The sequence below is a fragment of the Paracoccus sp. S-4012 genome (genome assembly GCF_009674885.1).
Classification (GTDB): Bacteria; Pseudomonadota; Alphaproteobacteria; order Rhodobacterales; family Rhodobacteraceae; genus Paracoccus.
The window spans coordinates 116,513-133,082 of record NZ_WKKA01000006.1 but is presented as its reverse complement, the minus strand read 5'-3'; the positions used below and the strand labels follow the sequence as shown (position 1 = coordinate 133,082).

At 71.9% G+C, this 16,570-nt stretch carries 15 protein-coding genes; 10 read left to right on the top strand and 5 right to left on the bottom strand.

All coding sequences use genetic code 11. The features are described 5' to 3' along the window. Positions 1 to 143: 143 nt before the first annotated feature. Complete coding sequence (locus GI374_RS10065; protein ID WP_154336942.1) at positions 144 to 908, bottom strand: hypothetical protein; 765 nt, start codon at positions 906 to 908, stop codon at positions 144 to 146. Positions 909 to 998: 90 nt separating this feature from the next. Then, complete coding sequence (locus GI374_RS10060) at positions 999 to 3,032, bottom strand: ASKHA domain-containing protein (RefSeq protein WP_154336941.1); 2,034 nt, start codon at positions 3,030 to 3,032, stop codon at positions 999 to 1,001. A gap of 191 nt (positions 3,033 to 3,223) precedes the next feature. Between GI374_RS10060 and GI374_RS10055 the strand changes: the two genes are divergently transcribed. From GI374_RS10055 to GI374_RS10045, 3 genes are all read left to right on the top strand, one after another. Then, complete coding sequence (locus tag GI374_RS10055) at positions 3,224 to 3,787, top strand: hypothetical protein (RefSeq protein WP_154336940.1); 564 nt, start codon at positions 3,224 to 3,226, stop codon at positions 3,785 to 3,787. 117 nt (positions 3,788 to 3,904) lie between these two features. Further along, positions 3,905 to 6,085, top strand: coding sequence for a YjbH domain-containing protein (locus GI374_RS10050; protein ID WP_154336939.1), 2,181 nt, complete (start codon positions 3,905 to 3,907; stop codon positions 6,083 to 6,085). A gap of 29 nt (positions 6,086 to 6,114) precedes the next feature. Then, positions 6,115 to 6,801, top strand: a complete 687-nt coding sequence (locus tag GI374_RS10045; protein WP_370515264.1) for a YjbF family lipoprotein — start codon at positions 6,115 to 6,117, stop codon at positions 6,799 to 6,801. A 139-nt stretch (positions 6,802 to 6,940) separates the two neighbouring features. Here GI374_RS10045 and GI374_RS10040 read toward each other — a convergent pair whose 3' ends face one another. Then, positions 6,941 to 7,168, bottom strand: coding sequence for a hypothetical protein (locus GI374_RS10040; RefSeq protein ID WP_229583057.1), 228 nt, complete (start codon positions 7,166 to 7,168; stop codon positions 6,941 to 6,943). A gap of 256 nt (positions 7,169 to 7,424) precedes the next feature. Beyond that, entirely contained in the window at positions 7,425 to 9,584 is a 2,160-nt protein-coding gene (locus GI374_RS10035) for a pseudouridine synthase (protein ID WP_229583055.1), read from the bottom strand. 125 nt (positions 9,585 to 9,709) lie between these two features. Between GI374_RS10035 and GI374_RS10030 the strand changes: the two genes are divergently transcribed. The 3 genes from GI374_RS10030 (at position 9,710) to GI374_RS10020 (ending at position 13,047) form a co-directional block, all read left to right on the top strand. Beyond that, on the top strand, positions 9,710 to 10,198 hold the full coding sequence (locus GI374_RS10030) for a nucleoside deaminase (protein WP_154336936.1): 489 nt from the start codon (positions 9,710 to 9,712) through the stop codon (positions 10,196 to 10,198). Between the two features lie 69 nt (positions 10,199 to 10,267). Beyond that, on the top strand, positions 10,268 to 10,669 hold the full coding sequence (locus GI374_RS10025) for a hypothetical protein (protein WP_154336935.1): 402 nt from the start codon (positions 10,268 to 10,270) through the stop codon (positions 10,667 to 10,669). A 17-nt stretch (positions 10,670 to 10,686) separates the two neighbouring features. Continuing rightward, on the top strand, positions 10,687 to 13,047 hold the full coding sequence (locus GI374_RS10020; RefSeq protein ID WP_154336934.1) for a M10 family metallopeptidase: 2,361 nt from the start codon (positions 10,687 to 10,689) through the stop codon (positions 13,045 to 13,047). Positions 13,048 to 13,054: 7 nt separating this feature from the next. Here the strand turns inward: GI374_RS10020 and GI374_RS10015 are convergent, their stop codons facing one another. Beyond that, positions 13,055 to 13,681 (bottom strand): J domain-containing protein, encoded by a 627-nt coding sequence (locus GI374_RS10015; protein ID WP_154336933.1) that lies wholly within the window; start codon positions 13,679 to 13,681, stop codon positions 13,055 to 13,057. A 79-nt stretch (positions 13,682 to 13,760) separates the two neighbouring features. Here GI374_RS10015 and GI374_RS10010 point away from each other — a divergent pair, with 79 nt between their 5' ends. From GI374_RS10010 to GI374_RS09995, 4 genes are read left to right on the top strand one after another with little or no spacing between them, the layout of a single operon-like run. Then, on the top strand, positions 13,761 to 14,012 hold the full coding sequence (locus GI374_RS10010) for a BolA family transcriptional regulator (protein WP_154336932.1): 252 nt from the start codon (positions 13,761 to 13,763) through the stop codon (positions 14,010 to 14,012). 48 nt (positions 14,013 to 14,060) lie between these two features. Beyond that, positions 14,061 to 14,849 (top strand): ImuA family protein, encoded by a 789-nt coding sequence (locus GI374_RS10005; RefSeq protein ID WP_154336931.1) that lies wholly within the window; start codon positions 14,061 to 14,063, stop codon positions 14,847 to 14,849. A gap of 31 nt (positions 14,850 to 14,880) precedes the next feature. Further along, positions 14,881 to 15,810: an ABC transporter ATP-binding protein gene (locus GI374_RS10000; RefSeq protein WP_154336930.1), complete on the top strand. Its 930-nt coding sequence runs from the start codon at positions 14,881 to 14,883 to the stop codon at positions 15,808 to 15,810. Next, positions 15,807 to 16,568, top strand: coding sequence for an ABC transporter permease (locus GI374_RS09995; protein ID WP_154336929.1), 762 nt, complete (start codon positions 15,807 to 15,809; stop codon positions 16,566 to 16,568). The genes GI374_RS10000 and GI374_RS09995 overlap by 4 nt, the downstream gene beginning before the upstream one ends. Positions 16,569 to 16,570: the final 2 nt, after the last annotated feature.

The window sequence follows — 16,570 nt, the reverse complement described above, 5'->3', positions numbered from 1 at the left end:
GTTCTTATACCCACAGCCCGCGCCGCGGGGCCAGCGGGGGCGGCTCTGCTTCGCGCCACGCCTGAGCGCCGCACATGCAAAAGGACCGGGAGCGTTGCCCCCGGTCCGCTGCGCCGTGTCCCCGGCGCGGGTCGCGCTGCGAGTTACATCGAGCCGGAGCTGTACTGGGTGCAGACCCAGGACATGCCTTCGACCGATCCGCCCACCATTCCGGCGTCATTGGCGGCCTCGGCCGCCGCACCCGACGCGCCTTCGCCTGCCGCCCCGGAAGCACCGGCCCCCGCGGTATCGGCACCGGCCGCGGCTGCATCGGCAGCATCCGTTCCCGCCCCGGCGCTGCCCATTCCGGCGTCAGGCGCCGCCGGCTCCCCGGCGTCCTCGCCGGTGGCGCCTTCGACGCCGGCCATCTCGCCGGAGCCGCCTCCGCTCATCTGCGCGAGGTTGGCGGGCAGCAGGGTCCATTGGGTGCAGGCCCAGGCGCCGCTCCCGGCGGCGCCGTCGCCGGCCGGGGCCGCGCTGCCTGTCGCAGCGCTGTCGGCGGCCCCGGCCGTGGCCGTCATCGAGCCGCTATCCGCAGCGCCCGTCGCAGTCGCGCCACCCGCAGCCGCATCGCCGCCGGTAGTGGCGGCCGCATCGCCCGCAGCCGCATCGGCGCCGGTTGCCGCGTCCTCCGCCGCCGCATCGGTGCCTGCCGGCGCGTCGCCGCCCGTGGTCGTCGTCGTCGTCCCATCCTGAGGCGCGGTCGTCGTCGCGGCGTCCGCCGCCGGCGCGGCGTCCGTGCCGCCGGTTGTGGCTGTCTGGCCGATCGCCGCCGAGCCGAGGGCCACGCTGCCCAGAAGCGCCGCGAGCGCGAAAGTGCTGTTCGTCTTCATCCTGTCTCTCCCTGCAATCACGATCTGCATCTGCATGGCGCGGGCCGCCCTGCCCGCCACAACCGTGAACGCATCAGCGCCGGATAAGTGCCCGAGAAAGAATGTTAACACTCCATGCGCGGCGGCTCAGCGCCGCCGCCGACGCCCGCTTTCGGCATTGAAGGAGACGTCCGGCAGGCTCACCACGGCGGCGAGCGCAGGGAACGGATCGGCCGAATTGGGGATGCCGTTCGCGGCCACGAAATGCTCCTGGAAGCGGGGTGCGATGGCGGTCTCGACGCGGGTGATGTCACGCACCGCCCCCTCGATCTCGCGCCGCGCCGCGCGCGAGCAGAGGGCGATCCGCGCCCCGGTCCCGGCCGCATTGCCCACCGCCACGACCTTCTCGGGCGGACAGTCGGGGATCATCCCCAGCACGAGCGCGTGCAGCGGCGAGATATGCGCCCCGAAGGCCCCGGCGAGCGAGATGCGGTCCACCCGCTCAGCCCCGAACTCGTCCATCAGCAACCGCGCGCCGGCATAGAGCGCCGATTTCGCCAGCTGGATCGCGCGGACGTCGCCCTGCGTCACGCGGATCACCGGCCCGCCCGCGGCGCTGCCGTCGTGGAGCAGGTAGGCATGCGTCCGCCCCTGCGGCTCGATCAGCGCGGCGCCGGTCTGCTCGGCCGAACCGATGAGGCCGCCCGGATCGACGAGCCCGGCGATCCGCATCTCGGCGATCGCCTCGATGATGCCCGAGCCGCAGATGCCGGAGACGCCGCCGACCGCCGCCACGGCTTCGGCGAAGCCTGGCTCGTCCGACCACGCCTCGACGCCGATCACGCGGAACCGTGGCGCCTTCGTCGCCGGGTCGATCCGCACCCGCTCGATGGCGCCCGGCGCGGCACGCTGTCCGCTGCTGATCTGCGCGCCCTCGAAGGCGGGGCCGGTGGGCGAGGAGCAGGCCAGCACCCGGCTGCGGTCGCCGAGGATGATCTCGGCATTGGTGCCCACGTCCACGCAAAGGAGCAGGTCCTCGGACTGCTGCGGCTGTTCGGACAGGACCACGGCGGCGGCGTCGGCGCCGACATGGCCGGCGATGATCGGCAGGACATAGGTGCGCGCCGCCGGGTGCAGGCCGAGGCCCAACTCGCTGGCGCGTAGCGTCATCGCGTCGGTGGTCGCGGGGGCAAAGGGGGCCTGGCCGAGCTCCACCGGGTCGAGGCCCAGCATCAGGTGGTGCATGACCGGGTTGCAGACGATCACCGCCTCGAAGATGTCCTCGCGCGCGACGCCCGCCTCCTCGGCCAGAGCGCCCGAGAGGCGACCCAGCCCGTCGCGCACGGCGGCGGTCATTTCCTCCGCGCCGCCCTCGTTCAGCATGGAATAGCTCACGCGGCTCATCAGGTCCTCGCCAAAGCGGATCTGCGGGTTCATCAGGCCCGAGGAGGCCAGCACCCGCCCGTCCGTCAGGTCCACCAGATGCCCGGCGATGGTGGTGGAGCCGAGATCGACGGCCATGCCCAGCGGCGCGGCCTCGCGGAAGCCGGGCCAGAGGGCCAGCAGCCGCGGCGGCTCGCGGCCGTCGTCCCAGATCGCCGCCGTGACCTGCCACGCGCCCTTGCGGAGCACCGGCTGGATCGTCGAGAGAACCTCCAGATCGGCGTGCAAGCCGCTGATCTGCCATTGCTCTTGGAGCGCATCACTGAGCCGCTGGAAGTCGCCGGTGGGGTCGTCCAGCGTCGGCTCGGGCACCGTCACCAGGTGCAGCCGCACGGCCGGGTCCATGACCATCGCCCGCTCGGTCGCGGATTTGCGGATCACCTGCTTGTGCAGCTGGCTCTCGGGCGGCACGTCGATCACGGCATCGGCCATGATCTTCGCCTGGCAGCCGAGCCGCCGCCCCGGCGCCAGCCCGCGGATGCGGTCGTAGCGGGCCTCGACCTCGTTGACGGGCGAGAGGGCGTCGGTGCCGACCGTGACGCCGTGCTTGGGGAAGCTGCCGGTCTGCGGCTCGACCTGACATTTCGAGCAGATGCCGCGTCCACCGCAGACACTGTCGAGATCGACGCCGAGCGTCCGTGCCGCCTGCAGGACCGGCGTTCCGACCGGCACCCGCCCGCGCTTGCCCGAGGGGGTGAAGATGACGAGGGCGTCTTGAGGGGCGGCGGCGTTGTTCATGGCGGTCTCCGGGCAGGACGGCCCGGACTAGCCCCGCGGGCCCCGGACCGCAACGCCGGGGCCGACGCTGGGGGGCGCGGAGGCGACATGTGCCATCCGCGGCATCCCGCGCGCGGGCGGGAGCGGCGCTTGCCGTGCCCGGCTGCCATGCGCTACGCCACGGGCGACAGCCCTCGAAGGTATCCCAGCCGATGTTCCTGCGCCGCGCCGCCCTGATCCTGGCCCTGCCCCTCACCCTCGCCGCCTGCGACGAGCAGATGCTGGCTGGCCTGCCCGGCTTCGACCGGGCCGAAGAGGCGCCGGCAGTCCCGATCCCGCCGGTCGCGCCGCAGCCGCCCGCGGTCTCGCCGCTCGAGGTGCCGATCGAGGTCGGAGGGCAGGCGGTGGCGATGGGCACCGCCAACGCGGCCACCGTCGACGTGACCGCCTTCACCGCGCGCGGCAACGCGCCCGCCTGGACGGTGGCGATCGCGGGTGACCGCGCCACGCTGTCGCGCGAGGGCGCGCGGGATGCGACCGTCACCGTGCGGAAGATCAATTTCGCCCAGGGCGTCGAATACGCGGGCGAGCTGGGCGGCAGCGTCTTCTCGCTCAACATCCGCGCGGCGGAATGCAAGGACGGCGCGACCGGGTCGAAATGGCCGATGACCGCCGTGGTCCGCTGGTCGGGCCGCGGCTATCCCGGCTGCGCGGCGCCGGCGGGGTCCGAGCCCGCCGTGCGCGCCGCCCCCGCGGCCGGGGCGCCCGCATCGTGACGGGTGTGGCGCTGCCGCCCCAACCTTCGCGGGCTTTCCGCCCTCTCCGCCACGCGGGTCTCGCGCCCGCGCCCGCGCGCCTCTAGGATCGCCCGACCGACCGGAAAGGACCCGCCGATGCCCTCCTCTCGCGCGCTGCGCCGACTTCTGGCCACCACCCTGCCGGCGGCGCTGCTGCTGGCCCCGGCGGTCCCCGCCCCGGCGCAGGTCATGACCGGCTGGGGGCTGAACAGCTACGGCCTGCCCGGCGGCGTCGACACGCCGAGCGCCGAGATGCTGCCGGACGGCACGATCTCGGTCGGGGTCTCCCATTCCGACTACGGCCGCCGCATCACCGGCGCGGCGCAGGTGACGCCGAGGATCACGGCAGCGCTGCGCTATTCGAAGGTCGACGGCATCGACACCGCGCGCGACCAGCTCTCGGACCGCTCGGCCGACCTGCGGCTGCAACTCTGGGGCGAGGCGGCGGGCTGGCGGCCCGCGGTGGCTGTGGGACTGCAGGACTTCCTCGGCACCGGGGTCTATTCGGGCGAGTATATCGTCGCCACGAAGAACGTGACCGACCGGCTACAGGTCTCGGCCGGCCTCGGCTGGGGGCGGCTCGCGGGCAAGCATCGCGGGTTCAATTTCGGCACCATCGGCGGCACCCTGAACGCCGAGGACTGGTTTCGCGGCGGGGCCGAGCCCTTCGGCGCCATCTCCTGGGCCGCGACCGACAACCTGCGGCTGGTGGCGGAATATTCCGCCGACGACTACAGCCTCGAGGTCGAGACCGGCAAGGACGAGCCCGGCTCGCATCTGAACCTCGGCGTGAACTGGCGCTTCGGCGAGGCCTACCAGCTCTCGGCCTATACCATCGGCGGCGAGGTCTTCGGGGCGCAGTTCAGCTTCGCGCTGAACCCGAACAAGGCCCCCTTCCCCTCCGGGCTGGAGCCCGCGCCCGCGCCCGTGCGCCCGCGCGTCGCGCCCGCGGCCGATCCCGAGGGCTGGTCCGGCACCTGGGCCGCCGACCCGACGGCGCAGCCCGCGATCCAGACCGCCCTCGCTGACGCGCTCGGCAAGGAGGGGCAGGTTCTCGAGGGCATGGTCCTCGACGCCAACCGGGCCGAGGTCCGCATCGACAACCGTCGCTACATCCAGCAGGCCGAGGCGATCGGACGCACCGCGCGGCTGATGACCCGCGCGCTGCCGCCCTCGGTCGAGACCTTCGTCATCACCTCGATGCGCGAGGGGCTGCCGGTCCATTCGGTCGTCCTGCGCCGCAGCGACGTCGAGCGGCTGGAGAACACCGAGGCCGGCCAGATCGCCGCCGCGGCGCAGATCGTGGATGCCGCGCCGCGGCCCGCCGGGCTGGTCGCGACGCCGGGCATCTATCCGAAATTCCGCTGGTCGCTCGCGCCCTATTTCAGCTTGGGCAACTGGGATCCCGACGAGTCCTTCCGGTATGAGGTCGGGGGCCGGCTGCAGGCGAGCTACGAGCTCTCGCCCGGCCTTGTCCTGTCGGGTTCGGTGCGCCAGCGGCTCACCGGAAATGCCGACCAGAAGGCGCCGAGCGCCTGTCCGACACCCGGCGGCGGGTTTGGCGGCTGCACGGTGGCGGAATACCTGGCCCTGACCCCGGAGGAGAACCTCGCCAGCAACATGGGCGTGCCGCGGGTGCGCTCGGACGGGCGGATGTACAGCGGCAACACCTCGCCGGTGCTGCAGGACCTGACGCTGAACTGGTACGCCAAGCCTTCCGCCGCGATCTACACCCGCGTGACAGCGGGCTACCTCGAGCGCATGTATGGCGGCGTGTCGGCCGAGGTCCTCTGGGCGCCGGCAGACCGTTCGCTCGCCGTCGGGGCCGAGGTCAACCGGGTGAAGAAGCGGGACTATGACGGCGGGTTCGACTTCCTCGACTACGAGGCCACGACCGGCCACGTCTCGCTCTACTACGATTTCGGCAACGGCTTCCTCGGGCAGATCGATGCCGGCCGCTATCTGGCCGGCGACGACGGGGTGTCGCTGCGCGTCAAGCGCCAGTTCGCCAACGGTTGGGAGATCGGGGCCTATGCCACCAAGACCGATCTCAGCGCCGAGGAGTTCGGCGAGGGCTCGTTCGACAAGGGCATCACCATCGACATCCCGGTGTCCTGGGCGATCGGCCAGCCGACCCGGCAGACGGTCGGCGCCTCGCTGGGCCAGCTCGCGCGCGACGGCGGGCAGCGGGTGCGCGTGAGCGGCCGCCTCTACGAGACGGTGCGCGACGGCACCGCCGACGGTATCTATCACGGATGGGGGAGGTTCTGGCGGTGAGCGCTTCGACGACGATTGAGCGCCGCGCTGTGCGGCTGACCGCCCTCCTCGCCGCCGCTCTGGGCCTCGCCGCCTGCGGCAGCCAGACGGGCGACGACGGCGGGACGCTGGGCGGCAGCCTCGTGCAGGTAGCGCGGCAGGCGATCGGCAGCGCGGGCGGCGGTGGCGCGGGCGCGCCGGCCGAGGCGCCACGGAGCGCAGAGCAGATGGCGGCAACCGCCCTGCAGGTGAACCCTGGCCCGCTGGTCCTCGCCGGGCTGGAGAGCGCAGGCGTGACCCAGGTCCTCGCCCTGACCGGCGAGAACGGCGCCATGCGGACCTACATGACGCCGAACATGGAGGGCGTGATCCTGCGCCGCGGCCTGCTGATCGGCACCCGCGGCATCGGCAACGACCTCTCGACGGCCGAGATCGGCACCGAGGGCCTGATCCGCAGCCGCAGCGCCGGCAGCGGCAACCGCATCATGCGCATCTATGGCGGCGACGGGCGCGAGCTTCCGCTGCCGATGACCTGCACCGTGGCGACTGGCGCCGGCCAGAGCTTCAGCTTCGCCGGCACCGCCTGGAACGCGACCCAGGTGGCCGAGACCTGCCGGATCGCAGGGGCGGAGGTGCAGAACAGCTATCTGGTGACGGCGGGCGGCGAGATCCCCGTCTCGCGGCAATGGGCCGGTCCGGGCCTCGGCTACATCACACTCCAGACCATCCGCCCCTGACGCGGCATCTTCTGCGGAAAAAGGCCCCGGAGTGTCGGGGCCTTTTTTCGTGCCGCCACCTACACCTTACGGGGCCGCAAAAAAAAGAGAAGGGGCCGGCATGACCGGCCCCGAGCTCGAGCTTTGTTGGTTCCGACGATCAGTCGTCGTCGCCGGTGGTGTCATCGTCGTCATCGTCCGACGCGATCGCGGCGATGACGCCGAGAAGCAGGAGGGCCGGGACAACCAGGCCGGCGTTGAAGGTGCCGGCCGGGCGGGTGTCGACGACGACCGGGGCGACGTCGACCACGGGGGCGACATAGCCGCCGGCGAAGGCGGTCGAGGCCGAGAGGCCGAGAGCCGCAACGAAGGTAGCGAATTTGGTCATGATCATGCTCCGTAGTCCACTCTTGAAAGCTGCCGTCTCCGACAACATCGCTGCGACAGTCTCACAATCCCCCCCGGTTGAAAAGCTGCCGAAACCGGCCCGGTGTGCGGATCACCTCCACTGTTGCAAATCCGACAACAAGGGTGATGCAGGCATGGTTCCGCCGGAATTGTGCCGCAAACAAAGGCCGTTGCGCGAAGGCCACGGTCCAGAGGAAAGACCGCGGATGCCGGGCATGTGACCGACGCGCCCGGCCTCAGCGCGGGCCGCCTCCACCCTTGCCCGGACGGCCGCCGCCCGGCCCGCCTTGCGGCCGCGGCCCGCGCGGTCCCTTTGGACCGCCGCCAGGGGCCCGCGGCGGGTGCCCGCCCTGCCCCTGCCCCGGAGGCTTGCCAGCGTCGTGAGGCCTGCGTGCAAAGGGTTTGGCATTGCGCGGCCCGCCACGATCGCGCGGATTGTCGCCCTCGCCGGCCTCGCCCCCGGCAGGGAAGCGGCGTCCCGTGGACTTGCCGCCGGGGCCGCCCGAGCGCGACCACGGCTTCGCCGCCTCGCCCGAGCGGCGCTCGTGACCGCCTTCGCGCCCGCCCGGTTTGCCACCGGGACCAGCCGAACGCCCCCAGGGCTTCGACCCCTCGGACGGGCGGCGATTGCCGGAACCCGCATCGCCCCCGGCGGAGAAGCGCCGGTCGCCCGGTTTGCCGCCGGGAGCGCCCGTCCGCACCCAAGGCTTGGCCCCGTCAGCCGGTCGGCGTTCGGAGCGCTCGCGATCCCCCTCGCCGTAGGGGCGGCGGCCGCCCGGCTTGTCATCGCCCGTGCGCGCCCACGGTTTCGCCCCTTCGGCGGGACGACGTTCGGCGCGCTCGCGAACACCCTCGCCATAGGGGCGGCGGCCGCCCGGCTTGCCACCGGGACCGCCCGTGCGCGCCCACGGCTTCGCCCCTTCGGTCGGACGGCGCTCGGCACGACCGGCATCACCCTCCGCATGGGGGCGGCTACCGGAGGGCTTGCCGCCCGGGCCGCCCTCGCGGTCCCATGGTTTCCTGCGCTCCGGCCCCTCGCGGCCTTCGGCAGCATCGCGGCGGGCATAGGGCTTCTCGCCCCCGAAGCGCTTGGGCTTGTCGAAGGGCCGCGGCGCCCCGGATGGCGGTCCCGAGCGGCGGGCCGGGCCGCGCTCGCCGGGCGCCGATGCTCCGAAGCGGCGCGGACCCTCGGGCTTGCCGCGGGCCTCCTCGCCGCCCTTGTCGCCGCGGCGCTCGGCATTCCACCGCTCGCGCGGCCGCTCGCCGCCGCGCGCATCGGGCCGCGCGTCAGGCCGCCGGTCGCCACGCTCCTCGCGGGCGGGCGCGCGGCGCTCCTCGGCCTCCTCCTGCCCCGGCAGCAGCCCGCCGAGCTGGTCGCGCAGCACCCGGCGCTTGACCTCGCGGACCTCGTTCTTCTCCAGATCGCCCAGCTTGAACGGCCCGTAGCCAATACGGATCAGGCGGTTCACCGTCAGCCCGACATGCGCCATCGCGCGGCGGATCTCGCGGTTACGGCCCTCGCGGATGCCGACCGTCAGCCAGGCGTTGGCGCCGCGCTGGCTGTCGATCTCGACCTCCATGGGCGCGAACTGCTCACCCTCGATCTCGATCCCGCGGCGCAGGGGAGCGAAGGTCAGCTCGTTCGGCAACCCGTTCACGCGCACCCGGTAGCGCCGCATCCAGGCGGTCGCCGGCAGCTCCAGCCGCCGCTTCAGCTCGCCGTCATTGGTCAGCAGCAGCAGCCCCTCGGAGGTGAGGTCGAGCCGCCCCACGGTCATCACCCGCGGCAGATCCCGCGGCAAGGCGTCAAAAACCGTCTGCCGGCCTTTCTCGTCGGCCTCCGACGTCACCAGGCCCACGGGCTTGTAATAGAGCCAGAGCCGCGTCTCCTGCGGCGCCTCCATCGGCTTGCCGTCCACCGCCACGCGATCGGAGGCGCGGATGTCGAGCGCCGGGCTGCGGATCACCGTGCCGTTCACCGAAACGCGACCCTCGAGGATCATGCGCTCGGCATCGCGGCGCGAGGCGATCCCGGCGCGGGACATGATCTTGGCGATGCGCTCGCCGCTCTTGGGCGCGGGGTCGTCGTCGCCCTCGGGATCGTCCGCGGGCGCGGCCTCGGGCGCGGCCTCGGGCAATGCGTCCTCGTGCGGACCGTTCGGGGCGGCATCCTCGGCCAGGCCAGTCGACGCCTCGCCCTCCGCGGGTGCATCCTCGGGCAACGCATCCTCCGGCAGGTCGGCCGGGGCGGCATCCTCGGGGAGCGCGTCCTCCAGCACATCGGTCGGCGCGGCATCCTCGGGGAGCGCATCCTCCGGAGCCGGAGCCTCCTGCTGCGCCGCCTCCTCGGGCAGCGCGGCCTGTTCGTCTTCGGGGCGGGGGTCGGCGTCGGTCATGGCGCAATCCTTCGCAATCGCTGCGGGGTGAAGGCGCGGGGCTTAGCCGCGCGGGGTCGGGATGGAAAGCCCCGGAAGCGGCGCGGGGTTGCACGACGCGGCGGCCTCCCCGAAAAGATGCGGCCATGGATTTCCGCACCCATATGCCGGCCGCCCTCGCCGCCGCCCGCGAGGCCGCCGCCCGCGGCGAAGTGCCCGTCGGCGCCGTGCTGGTCGATCCCGCGGGCCGCGTCGCCGCCATCGACGGCAACCGCACGAGGGCGCTGAACGACCCCACCGCGCATGCCGAAATCCTCGTGCTGCGGGCGGGCTGCGCCGCCGCCGGTTCGGAACGGCTGCCGGGCTGGCGGCTCTGGGTGACGCTCGAACCCTGCCCCATGTGCGCCGCGGCGATCTCGGCCACGCGGATCGAAACGCTCTACTATGGCGCGCCCGACCCGCGCATGGGAGGCGTCGCGCATGGCGCGCGGGTGTTCGATCATCCGCAATGCCATCATCGCCCGGAGGTGCATGGCGGCATCGCCGCGGCGGAGTCGGCGGCGCTGCTGCGCAGCTTCTTCGCCGCCCGTCGCGACGGCGGCGGACTGGACGGGGGCGATTTGCGGGGCATTTGAACCAACCTGAGGTTGCGCGATGGAGCCATGCCGGCCTATGCCTCGGGCGATCCTCGCAGCAGGCCCCGCATGCCGAGCCTTCTCCTTCTCTGCGCCGCCATTCTGACCGCCGCCGCGGGTCCGCCCGCGACATCCCATTCGTCGCCGAGCGTCGTCTGCATTGCGCCCGCACAGGCTGAGGCAGCCGAACTCACCGCCCGCCTCTGCACCGCGGTCGAAAACATCCTGCGCGGCCGCCTCGCACCTGCTCCCGACCCCGCGCCGCTTCTGGTCGAGGTTCTGGCGCAGCGCCGGGAGGGCTTCGATGCCCGTCTCGGCTGGCGCGGCCCGGACGCAACCCAATGGGGCCCGGTGCTGAGCAGCAGCAGCATCGATGCGCGCGGCATCGCGCCCGGCGCGGTCGAGAGCCTCGCGGCCGCGCTGCTGAAGGTCACGCCGGTTCCGGCCGCGATCCTCCCGCCCGCCCGCTGACCGGAGCCTGACGCGCCATGCCGATGCCCCAGCCGCCCCGCGCACTCGACGCCGCCGCCGTGCCCCTCGCCCGGCAGTTCACCCGGCTCTCGGAGGGCGGCGACGCGTCGGCGGGACCGGGCACCGCCTACACGATCCAGCCGGGCCAGTCTTTCAGCGGCCGCCTCGACTGGTCCGACGAGGACTGGGTGCGGGTCCATCTGGTCGCCGGGCAGAGCTACGTCTTCGAGTTGCGCGGCACCGGCAGCAACTGGCTGGTCGATCCGTTGCTCGGTCTGATGGACGCAAGCGGCGCGCTGGTCGACTGGTCCGACGACGGCGGCTTCCATGCCTTCGACTCGCGCCTCTCCTTCACCGCGGCGTCGACCGGCACCTATTACCTCGCGGCGATCGACTATGCCCGCCAGCCCGGCAATTACACCCTCTCGGCCTATCAAGCCGGCACCTGGAGCATGGCCGAGATCGGGGGCTATCTTTCGGACGGCTACTGGACCGCCGCCGGCGTGGGGCGGCGGGCCTTCGACGTCTCGCAGGATCGCATCATCACCTATGACATCGGCGCCCTGCCAGCCGATGCCGCGCGCCTTGCGGTCGCGGCGTTCGAGGCCTGGGCCTCGGTCTCGGGGCTGAGCTTCCGCGCCGTCGCGGGCGGCGCGGATATCCGCTTCGGCGATTCCGAGGGTGGCGCCTTCGCCTCCATGACGACCTCGGGGACGCGGATCGTCTCGGCCGAGGTGAACATCGCCGCGACCTGGGTCGCCGCCTACGGCGCGCATTACGGCAGCTACGCGCATCAGACCTACATCCACGAGATCGGTCATGCGCTCGGCCTCGGCCATGCCGGCCCCTACAACGGCACCGGCGGCTACGGGCGCGAGAATATCGCCGTCAACGACAGCTGGCAGGCCTCGGTGATGTCCTATTTCGACCAGGACCAGAACACCGCGATCCCGGCGTCCGAGGCCGCGCTGCTGACGCCGATGACCGCCGATCTGCTGGCGACTCAGGCCCTCTACGGGACGCCGCAGCTGCGCAGCGGGGATCACTATTACGGGGATCTGACGAACGCCGGGCGGGCTTACGCCATCGTGGCCGAGACGCTGCGTGGCGGGACCGGGCCGGTCGCCTTCACGATCCTCGATCACGGCGGCACCGACGTGCTCCACCTCGCGCATGACACCCGCAACCAGCTGATCGACCTGCGGCAGGGCGCCCACAGCAGCGCCTATGGCGGCACCGGCAACATCACCATCGCCGCGGGCACGGTGATAGAGAACGCAATCGCCGGTGCCGGCCACGACACGGTGATCGGCAATGCCGCCGGCAACTGGCTCTATGGGCGCGACGGCAATGACCACCTCTACGGTCTCGACGGCAACGACGTGCTGATCGGTGGCAATGGCGCCGACCGCATGTTCGGAGGCGCCGGCCACGACATCTACATCGTCGACGCCTCGGACACGGTCGTGGAACTCGCCGGCGGCGGCTGGGACACGATCCAGAGCGCGTGGAACGTGAGGCTTGCCGATCATGTCGAGGACGCGACGCTGACCGGCGCGCTCCACACCATCGCCTGGGGAAACGCCGCGGCGAACCAGCTGAGCGGGAACGCCGGCGACAACGGACTGATCGGCGGCGGCGGGGCCGACACGCTGATCGGCGGGGCCGGGAACGACCGCTACTATACCGACGCCCAGGACATCATCATCGAGGCGCCGGGCGGCGGGATCGACACGGTCCATACCGGCTTCGACCATGTGCTGGGCTACCAGGTCGAGAACCTCGTCCTCGGCGGCACGGCGCCGGTGCGCGGCACCGGCAATGCGCTCGACAATCGCATCGAGGGCAATGACGCCGGCAATCACCTGATCGGCCTGGGCGGGGCCGATACGCTGATCGGCGGCGCGGGCAACGACGTCTATTCGACCGACGGCTTCGACACGCTGATCGAAGCGCCCGGCGGCGGCATCGACATCGTGCTGTCGCCGGTGTCCCTCGCCCTCGCTCCCAACTTCGAGCATCTGTTCCTCGGCGGCACCGCCAGCATCGCGGCCTATGGCAACAGCGGCAACAACCAGCTGCGCGGCAACGCGGGCGACAACATCCTCGCGGGCGGCTTCGGCGATGACCACCTCACCGGCTTCGGCGGTGCCGATCGGTTCCTGTTCCGCGCCGGGCGCGACATCGTGGCGGATTTCGAGGACGGCGTGGACAGCATCGCCATCTCGCGCTCGCTGGCGGCGAGCGTCGCCGATGTCATGGCGCGGGGCGCGATCAGCGGCGGCGATGCGGTCTTCGACTTCGGCGGCGGCGACGTGCTGCGGGTAGCGGGGGTCACCAACCTCGAGCTTCTGCGCGACGACCTGGCGTTCTTCTGAACGCGGCTCAGTCGCGGAAGCTGCGGCTGTCCTTGATCTGGTCCCAGGCCCAGACGACCTCCTGCAACCGGTCCTCGTCCGAGCGGTCGCCGCCGTTCATGTCGGGGTGAAGATCCTTCACCAGGGACTTGTACTGCTTGCGTATTTCGGTCCGGGTCCAGGTGTCTCTGGCCTCGAGAATGTCGAGGGCGCGGCGCTCGGTCGGCGGCAGCTTGCGCCCGGCCGCGGCGCGGGCCTGCGGGGAGGTGCCGTTCGCGCCGAGGATCTCCAGCGGATCGTCCACCCCGTGCCGCGCCCAGGCCTGATCCTGCGCCCCCCGGCTGAAGGGGCGGGTCGGTCGCTCCCACACGGTCGCGTTGTCGAGGAACTGCTGGAACTCCTCCTCCGACTGGCCCTGAAAGTAGTTCCAGTTGAGGTTGTATTCCCGCACATGGTCCTTGCAGAACCAGTAATAATCGTCCAGCGCGCGGGGCGATTTCGGCGCGCGGTACTGGCCGGGGCGGTCGCACCCCTCCTTGTCGCAGACCCGCGTCGAGGTCTCGAAGGCGCCCGACATCCCGCGTCGCCCCTTGGCGCGGCGCTTCTTGTCGGAGGCCGCGGAGATGTCGAAACCGAAAGGGTCGGTCTTGCTCATGGTCCACTTTCCGGTGGGCTTTTCGATCAGGAGGCGGGAGTTTACGCTATTCGACGGAACAAGGAAGGGGCCCCCGGGGATGATTGCCGACGAGATGCGTGAACGCCTGCAGGTGCTGGAGCCGGTGCGGCTGGAGGTCATTGACGAGAGCGAGCAGCACCGCGGCCATTCCGGCTGGCGCGAGGGGGGCCAGACGCATTTCCGCGTCCGGCTGGCGAGCCGGCGGTTTTCCGGCATGAACCGCGTGGCTCGGCATCGGCTGGTCCACGAGAGCCTGGGCGAGATCGTGCCGCGCATCCATGCGTTGGCGCTGGAACTGGACGAGGGCTGAGCGGGGCGGCTGCTTGAGAACATAGGCGGAACATCGTAGCATGGCGGCATGACCGCGCGCTTCGATCCCTCGATTCTCCTGCCCGCCGCCCCGACTTCCGCCGGACAGGTGGAGCTGGCCCCCGGCCTCGGCTTCGCCGCCGGACGGGTGCATGAGCTGACGGGCCCCGCCCGCCGCACGCTGGCGCTGATGCTGGCGGCACGGGTCGAGGGACCGGTGGTCTGGATCGGTCCGGGGAATCCCGGCGAGGGGCTGATGCCGCAGGGCGTCGCGCGCTGGACCCTTCCCGAGCGGCTGCTCACCGTCGCCGCGCGCCGGGCCGAGGACCGCCTCTGGGCGGTGGAGGAGAGCCTGCGGAGCCGCGCGGCCGGGCTGGTGGTGGCGGAGCTGGACTCGCCCTGCGGCCTCACGCCGGTGCGGCGGCTGCTGCTCGCAGGCGAGGGCGGGCGGGCGATGGCGCTTTTGCTCACGCCCGAGGGCATCACGCCCGGAACCGAGAGCCGCTGGCGCATGGATTTCGCCCATCGGCCCGGCCAGGACGGCTGGACGCTCGCCCTGCAACGCGCGCGGATGGTTCCGCCCGGTCGCTGGCGGCTGCGGGCTGACACAAGGGGGCGGGTCTTCACGGGCGCTGCGCCCCTGGCCCCTGCTGCCGGTCCCGAAACGCCTCCCGCCTCCTGCGCCCGCGCGGCTCTCGCCTTTCCGCAGGTGCAACCCCTCGACTGCACCCGCCATCCGCCCGATCCGCGCCGCGGAGCCACGGCGGCGGGCAGCGTTCGCGTCGGGAGTCCCGCACCTCCAGAGCGCATCGTGGACAAACCGCCGCCGCGTCCCTAGCGTCCGCCGGATCGAGCAACGAGTCGCCCCAATGACCGCCATCATCGAGGTCGAGCGCCTCTCCAAACGCTACGCCAAGGGACCGCTCGCCCTCGACGAGGTCTCGCTCGAGGTCCGCGAGGGCGAGATCCTGGCGCTTCTCGGACCCAACGGCGCCGGCAAGACCACACTGATCTCGATCATCTGCGGGCTCGTGGTGCCGACCTCCGGCACGGTCCGGGTCGGCGGCCATGACATCCGCACCGACTGGCGCGCGGCGCGGCGGATGATCGGCCTCGTGCCGCAGGAGATCGCGCTCGAACCCTTCGAGAAGGTCGCCGCCGCCGTGGCCTTCACCCGAGGCCTCTACGGCGCCCCGCCCGACCCCGCCTGGATCGAGCGGGTGCTGAAGAGCCTGACCCTCTGGGACAAGCGCGACACGATCACCAAGGCCCTCTCGGGCGGCATGAAGCGGCGCGTGCTGATCGCCAAGGCGCTCTCGCACCGCCCGCGGGTGCTGTTTCTCGACGAGCCGACCGCGGGCGTCGACGTGCAGCTTCGCCGCGAGATGTGGGAGGTGGTGCGCGAGCTGCGGGCCGAGGGCGTGACGGTGATCCTGACCACGCATTACCTCGAGGAGGCCGAGGAGATGGCCGACCGCGTCGGCGTCATCGACAAGGGGCGCCTGCTGCTGCTGCGCCCCACGCCCGAGCTGATGGGCGAATTCGGCCGCAAGCAGCTGACGATCGAGCTGGACCGGCCGCTGGCCGCGCTGCCCGACGCGCTCGCCGGCCCCGGCCTCGCGCTGTCGCCGGACGGGTTGCGGATCACCTACGACTACGACACCCGGGCCGGGCGGACCGGGATCGCGCGGCTGCTGGGCGAGTTGGCGGCGCGCGGCATCGGGGTGCGAGACGTGGCCACGCGGCAGTCCAGCCTCGAGGAAGTGTTCCTCAACCTCGTCGGGGGGCAGGCGGCATGAACTGGCGGGGCGTGCGGGCGATCTTCGGCCACGAGATGACGCGGTTCTTCCGCACGCTGACGCAGTCGATCGCCTCGCCGGTGATCTCGACCGTGCTCTATTTCGTGGTCTTCGGCGCCGCCATCGGCCATCGCATCCAGTCGGTCGACGGCGTGCCCTATGCCGCCTTCATCGTGCCGGGGCTGATGATGCTGACGGTGCTGCAGCAGTCGGTCGCCAACGCCTCCTTCGGGATCTACTTCCCGCAGTTCTCGGGCACGATCTACGAGATCCTCGCCTCGCCCACCGGCTGGGCGGAGGTGACGCTCGGCTATGTCGGCGCGGCGGCGGCCAAGGCGGTGTTCGTGGCGCTGCTGATCCTGCTGACCTCGTTCTTCTTCGTCGACATCCGGGTGGCGCATCCGCTCTGGATGATCGCCTTCCTGGTCCTGACGGCGGTGTCCTTTTCGCTCCTCGGCTTCATCATCGGCCTCTGGGCGCGCAACTTCGAGCAGCTGCAGATCATCCCGATGATGGTGATCACGCCGCTCGTGTTCCTCGGCGGCGCCTTCTACTCGGCCTCCATGCTGCCGCCGCTCTGGGAGAACGTGGCGAAGCTCAACCCGGTCCTCTACCTCATCTCGGGCTTCCGCTGGTCGTTCTTCGGCTTCGCCGATGTCCCGGTAGGTCTGTCGCTGGCCGCCGTGGCGCTGATGCTGGTGATCTGTCTTGGGGTGATCCGCTGGATCTTCCTCTCCGGCTGGCGGCTGCGCGCCTGAGC

Coding starts and splice junctions, on each gene's coding strand:
- GI374_RS10065 (WP_154336942.1), bottom strand. CDS start 908: ATGCAGATGCAGATCGTGATTGCAGGGAGAGACAGGATGAAGACGAAC.
- GI374_RS10060 (WP_154336941.1), bottom strand. CDS start 3,032: ATGAACAACGCCGCCGCCCCTCAAGACGCCCTCGTCATCTTCACCCCC.
- GI374_RS10055 (WP_154336940.1), top strand. CDS start 3,224: ATGTTCCTGCGCCGCGCCGCCCTGATCCTGGCCCTGCCCCTCACCCTC.
- GI374_RS10050 (WP_154336939.1), top strand. CDS start 3,905: ATGCCCTCCTCTCGCGCGCTGCGCCGACTTCTGGCCACCACCCTGCCG.
- GI374_RS10040 (WP_229583057.1), bottom strand. CDS start 7,168: ATGACCAAATTCGCTACCTTCGTTGCGGCTCTCGGCCTCTCGGCCTCG.
- GI374_RS10035 (WP_229583055.1), bottom strand. CDS start 9,584: ATGACCGACGCCGACCCCCGCCCCGAAGACGAACAGGCCGCGCTGCCC.
- GI374_RS10030 (WP_154336936.1), top strand. CDS start 9,710: ATGGATTTCCGCACCCATATGCCGGCCGCCCTCGCCGCCGCCCGCGAG.
- GI374_RS10025 (WP_154336935.1), top strand. CDS start 10,268: ATGCCGAGCCTTCTCCTTCTCTGCGCCGCCATTCTGACCGCCGCCGCG.
- GI374_RS10020 (WP_154336934.1), top strand. CDS start 10,687: ATGCCGATGCCCCAGCCGCCCCGCGCACTCGACGCCGCCGCCGTGCCC.
- GI374_RS10015 (WP_154336933.1), bottom strand. CDS start 13,681: ATGAGCAAGACCGACCCTTTCGGTTTCGACATCTCCGCGGCCTCCGAC.
- GI374_RS10010 (WP_154336932.1), top strand. CDS start 13,761: ATGATTGCCGACGAGATGCGTGAACGCCTGCAGGTGCTGGAGCCGGTG.
- GI374_RS10005 (WP_154336931.1), top strand. CDS start 14,061: ATGACCGCGCGCTTCGATCCCTCGATTCTCCTGCCCGCCGCCCCGACT.
- GI374_RS10000 (WP_154336930.1), top strand. CDS start 14,881: ATGACCGCCATCATCGAGGTCGAGCGCCTCTCCAAACGCTACGCCAAG.
- GI374_RS09995 (WP_154336929.1), top strand. CDS start 15,807: ATGAACTGGCGGGGCGTGCGGGCGATCTTCGGCCACGAGATGACGCGG.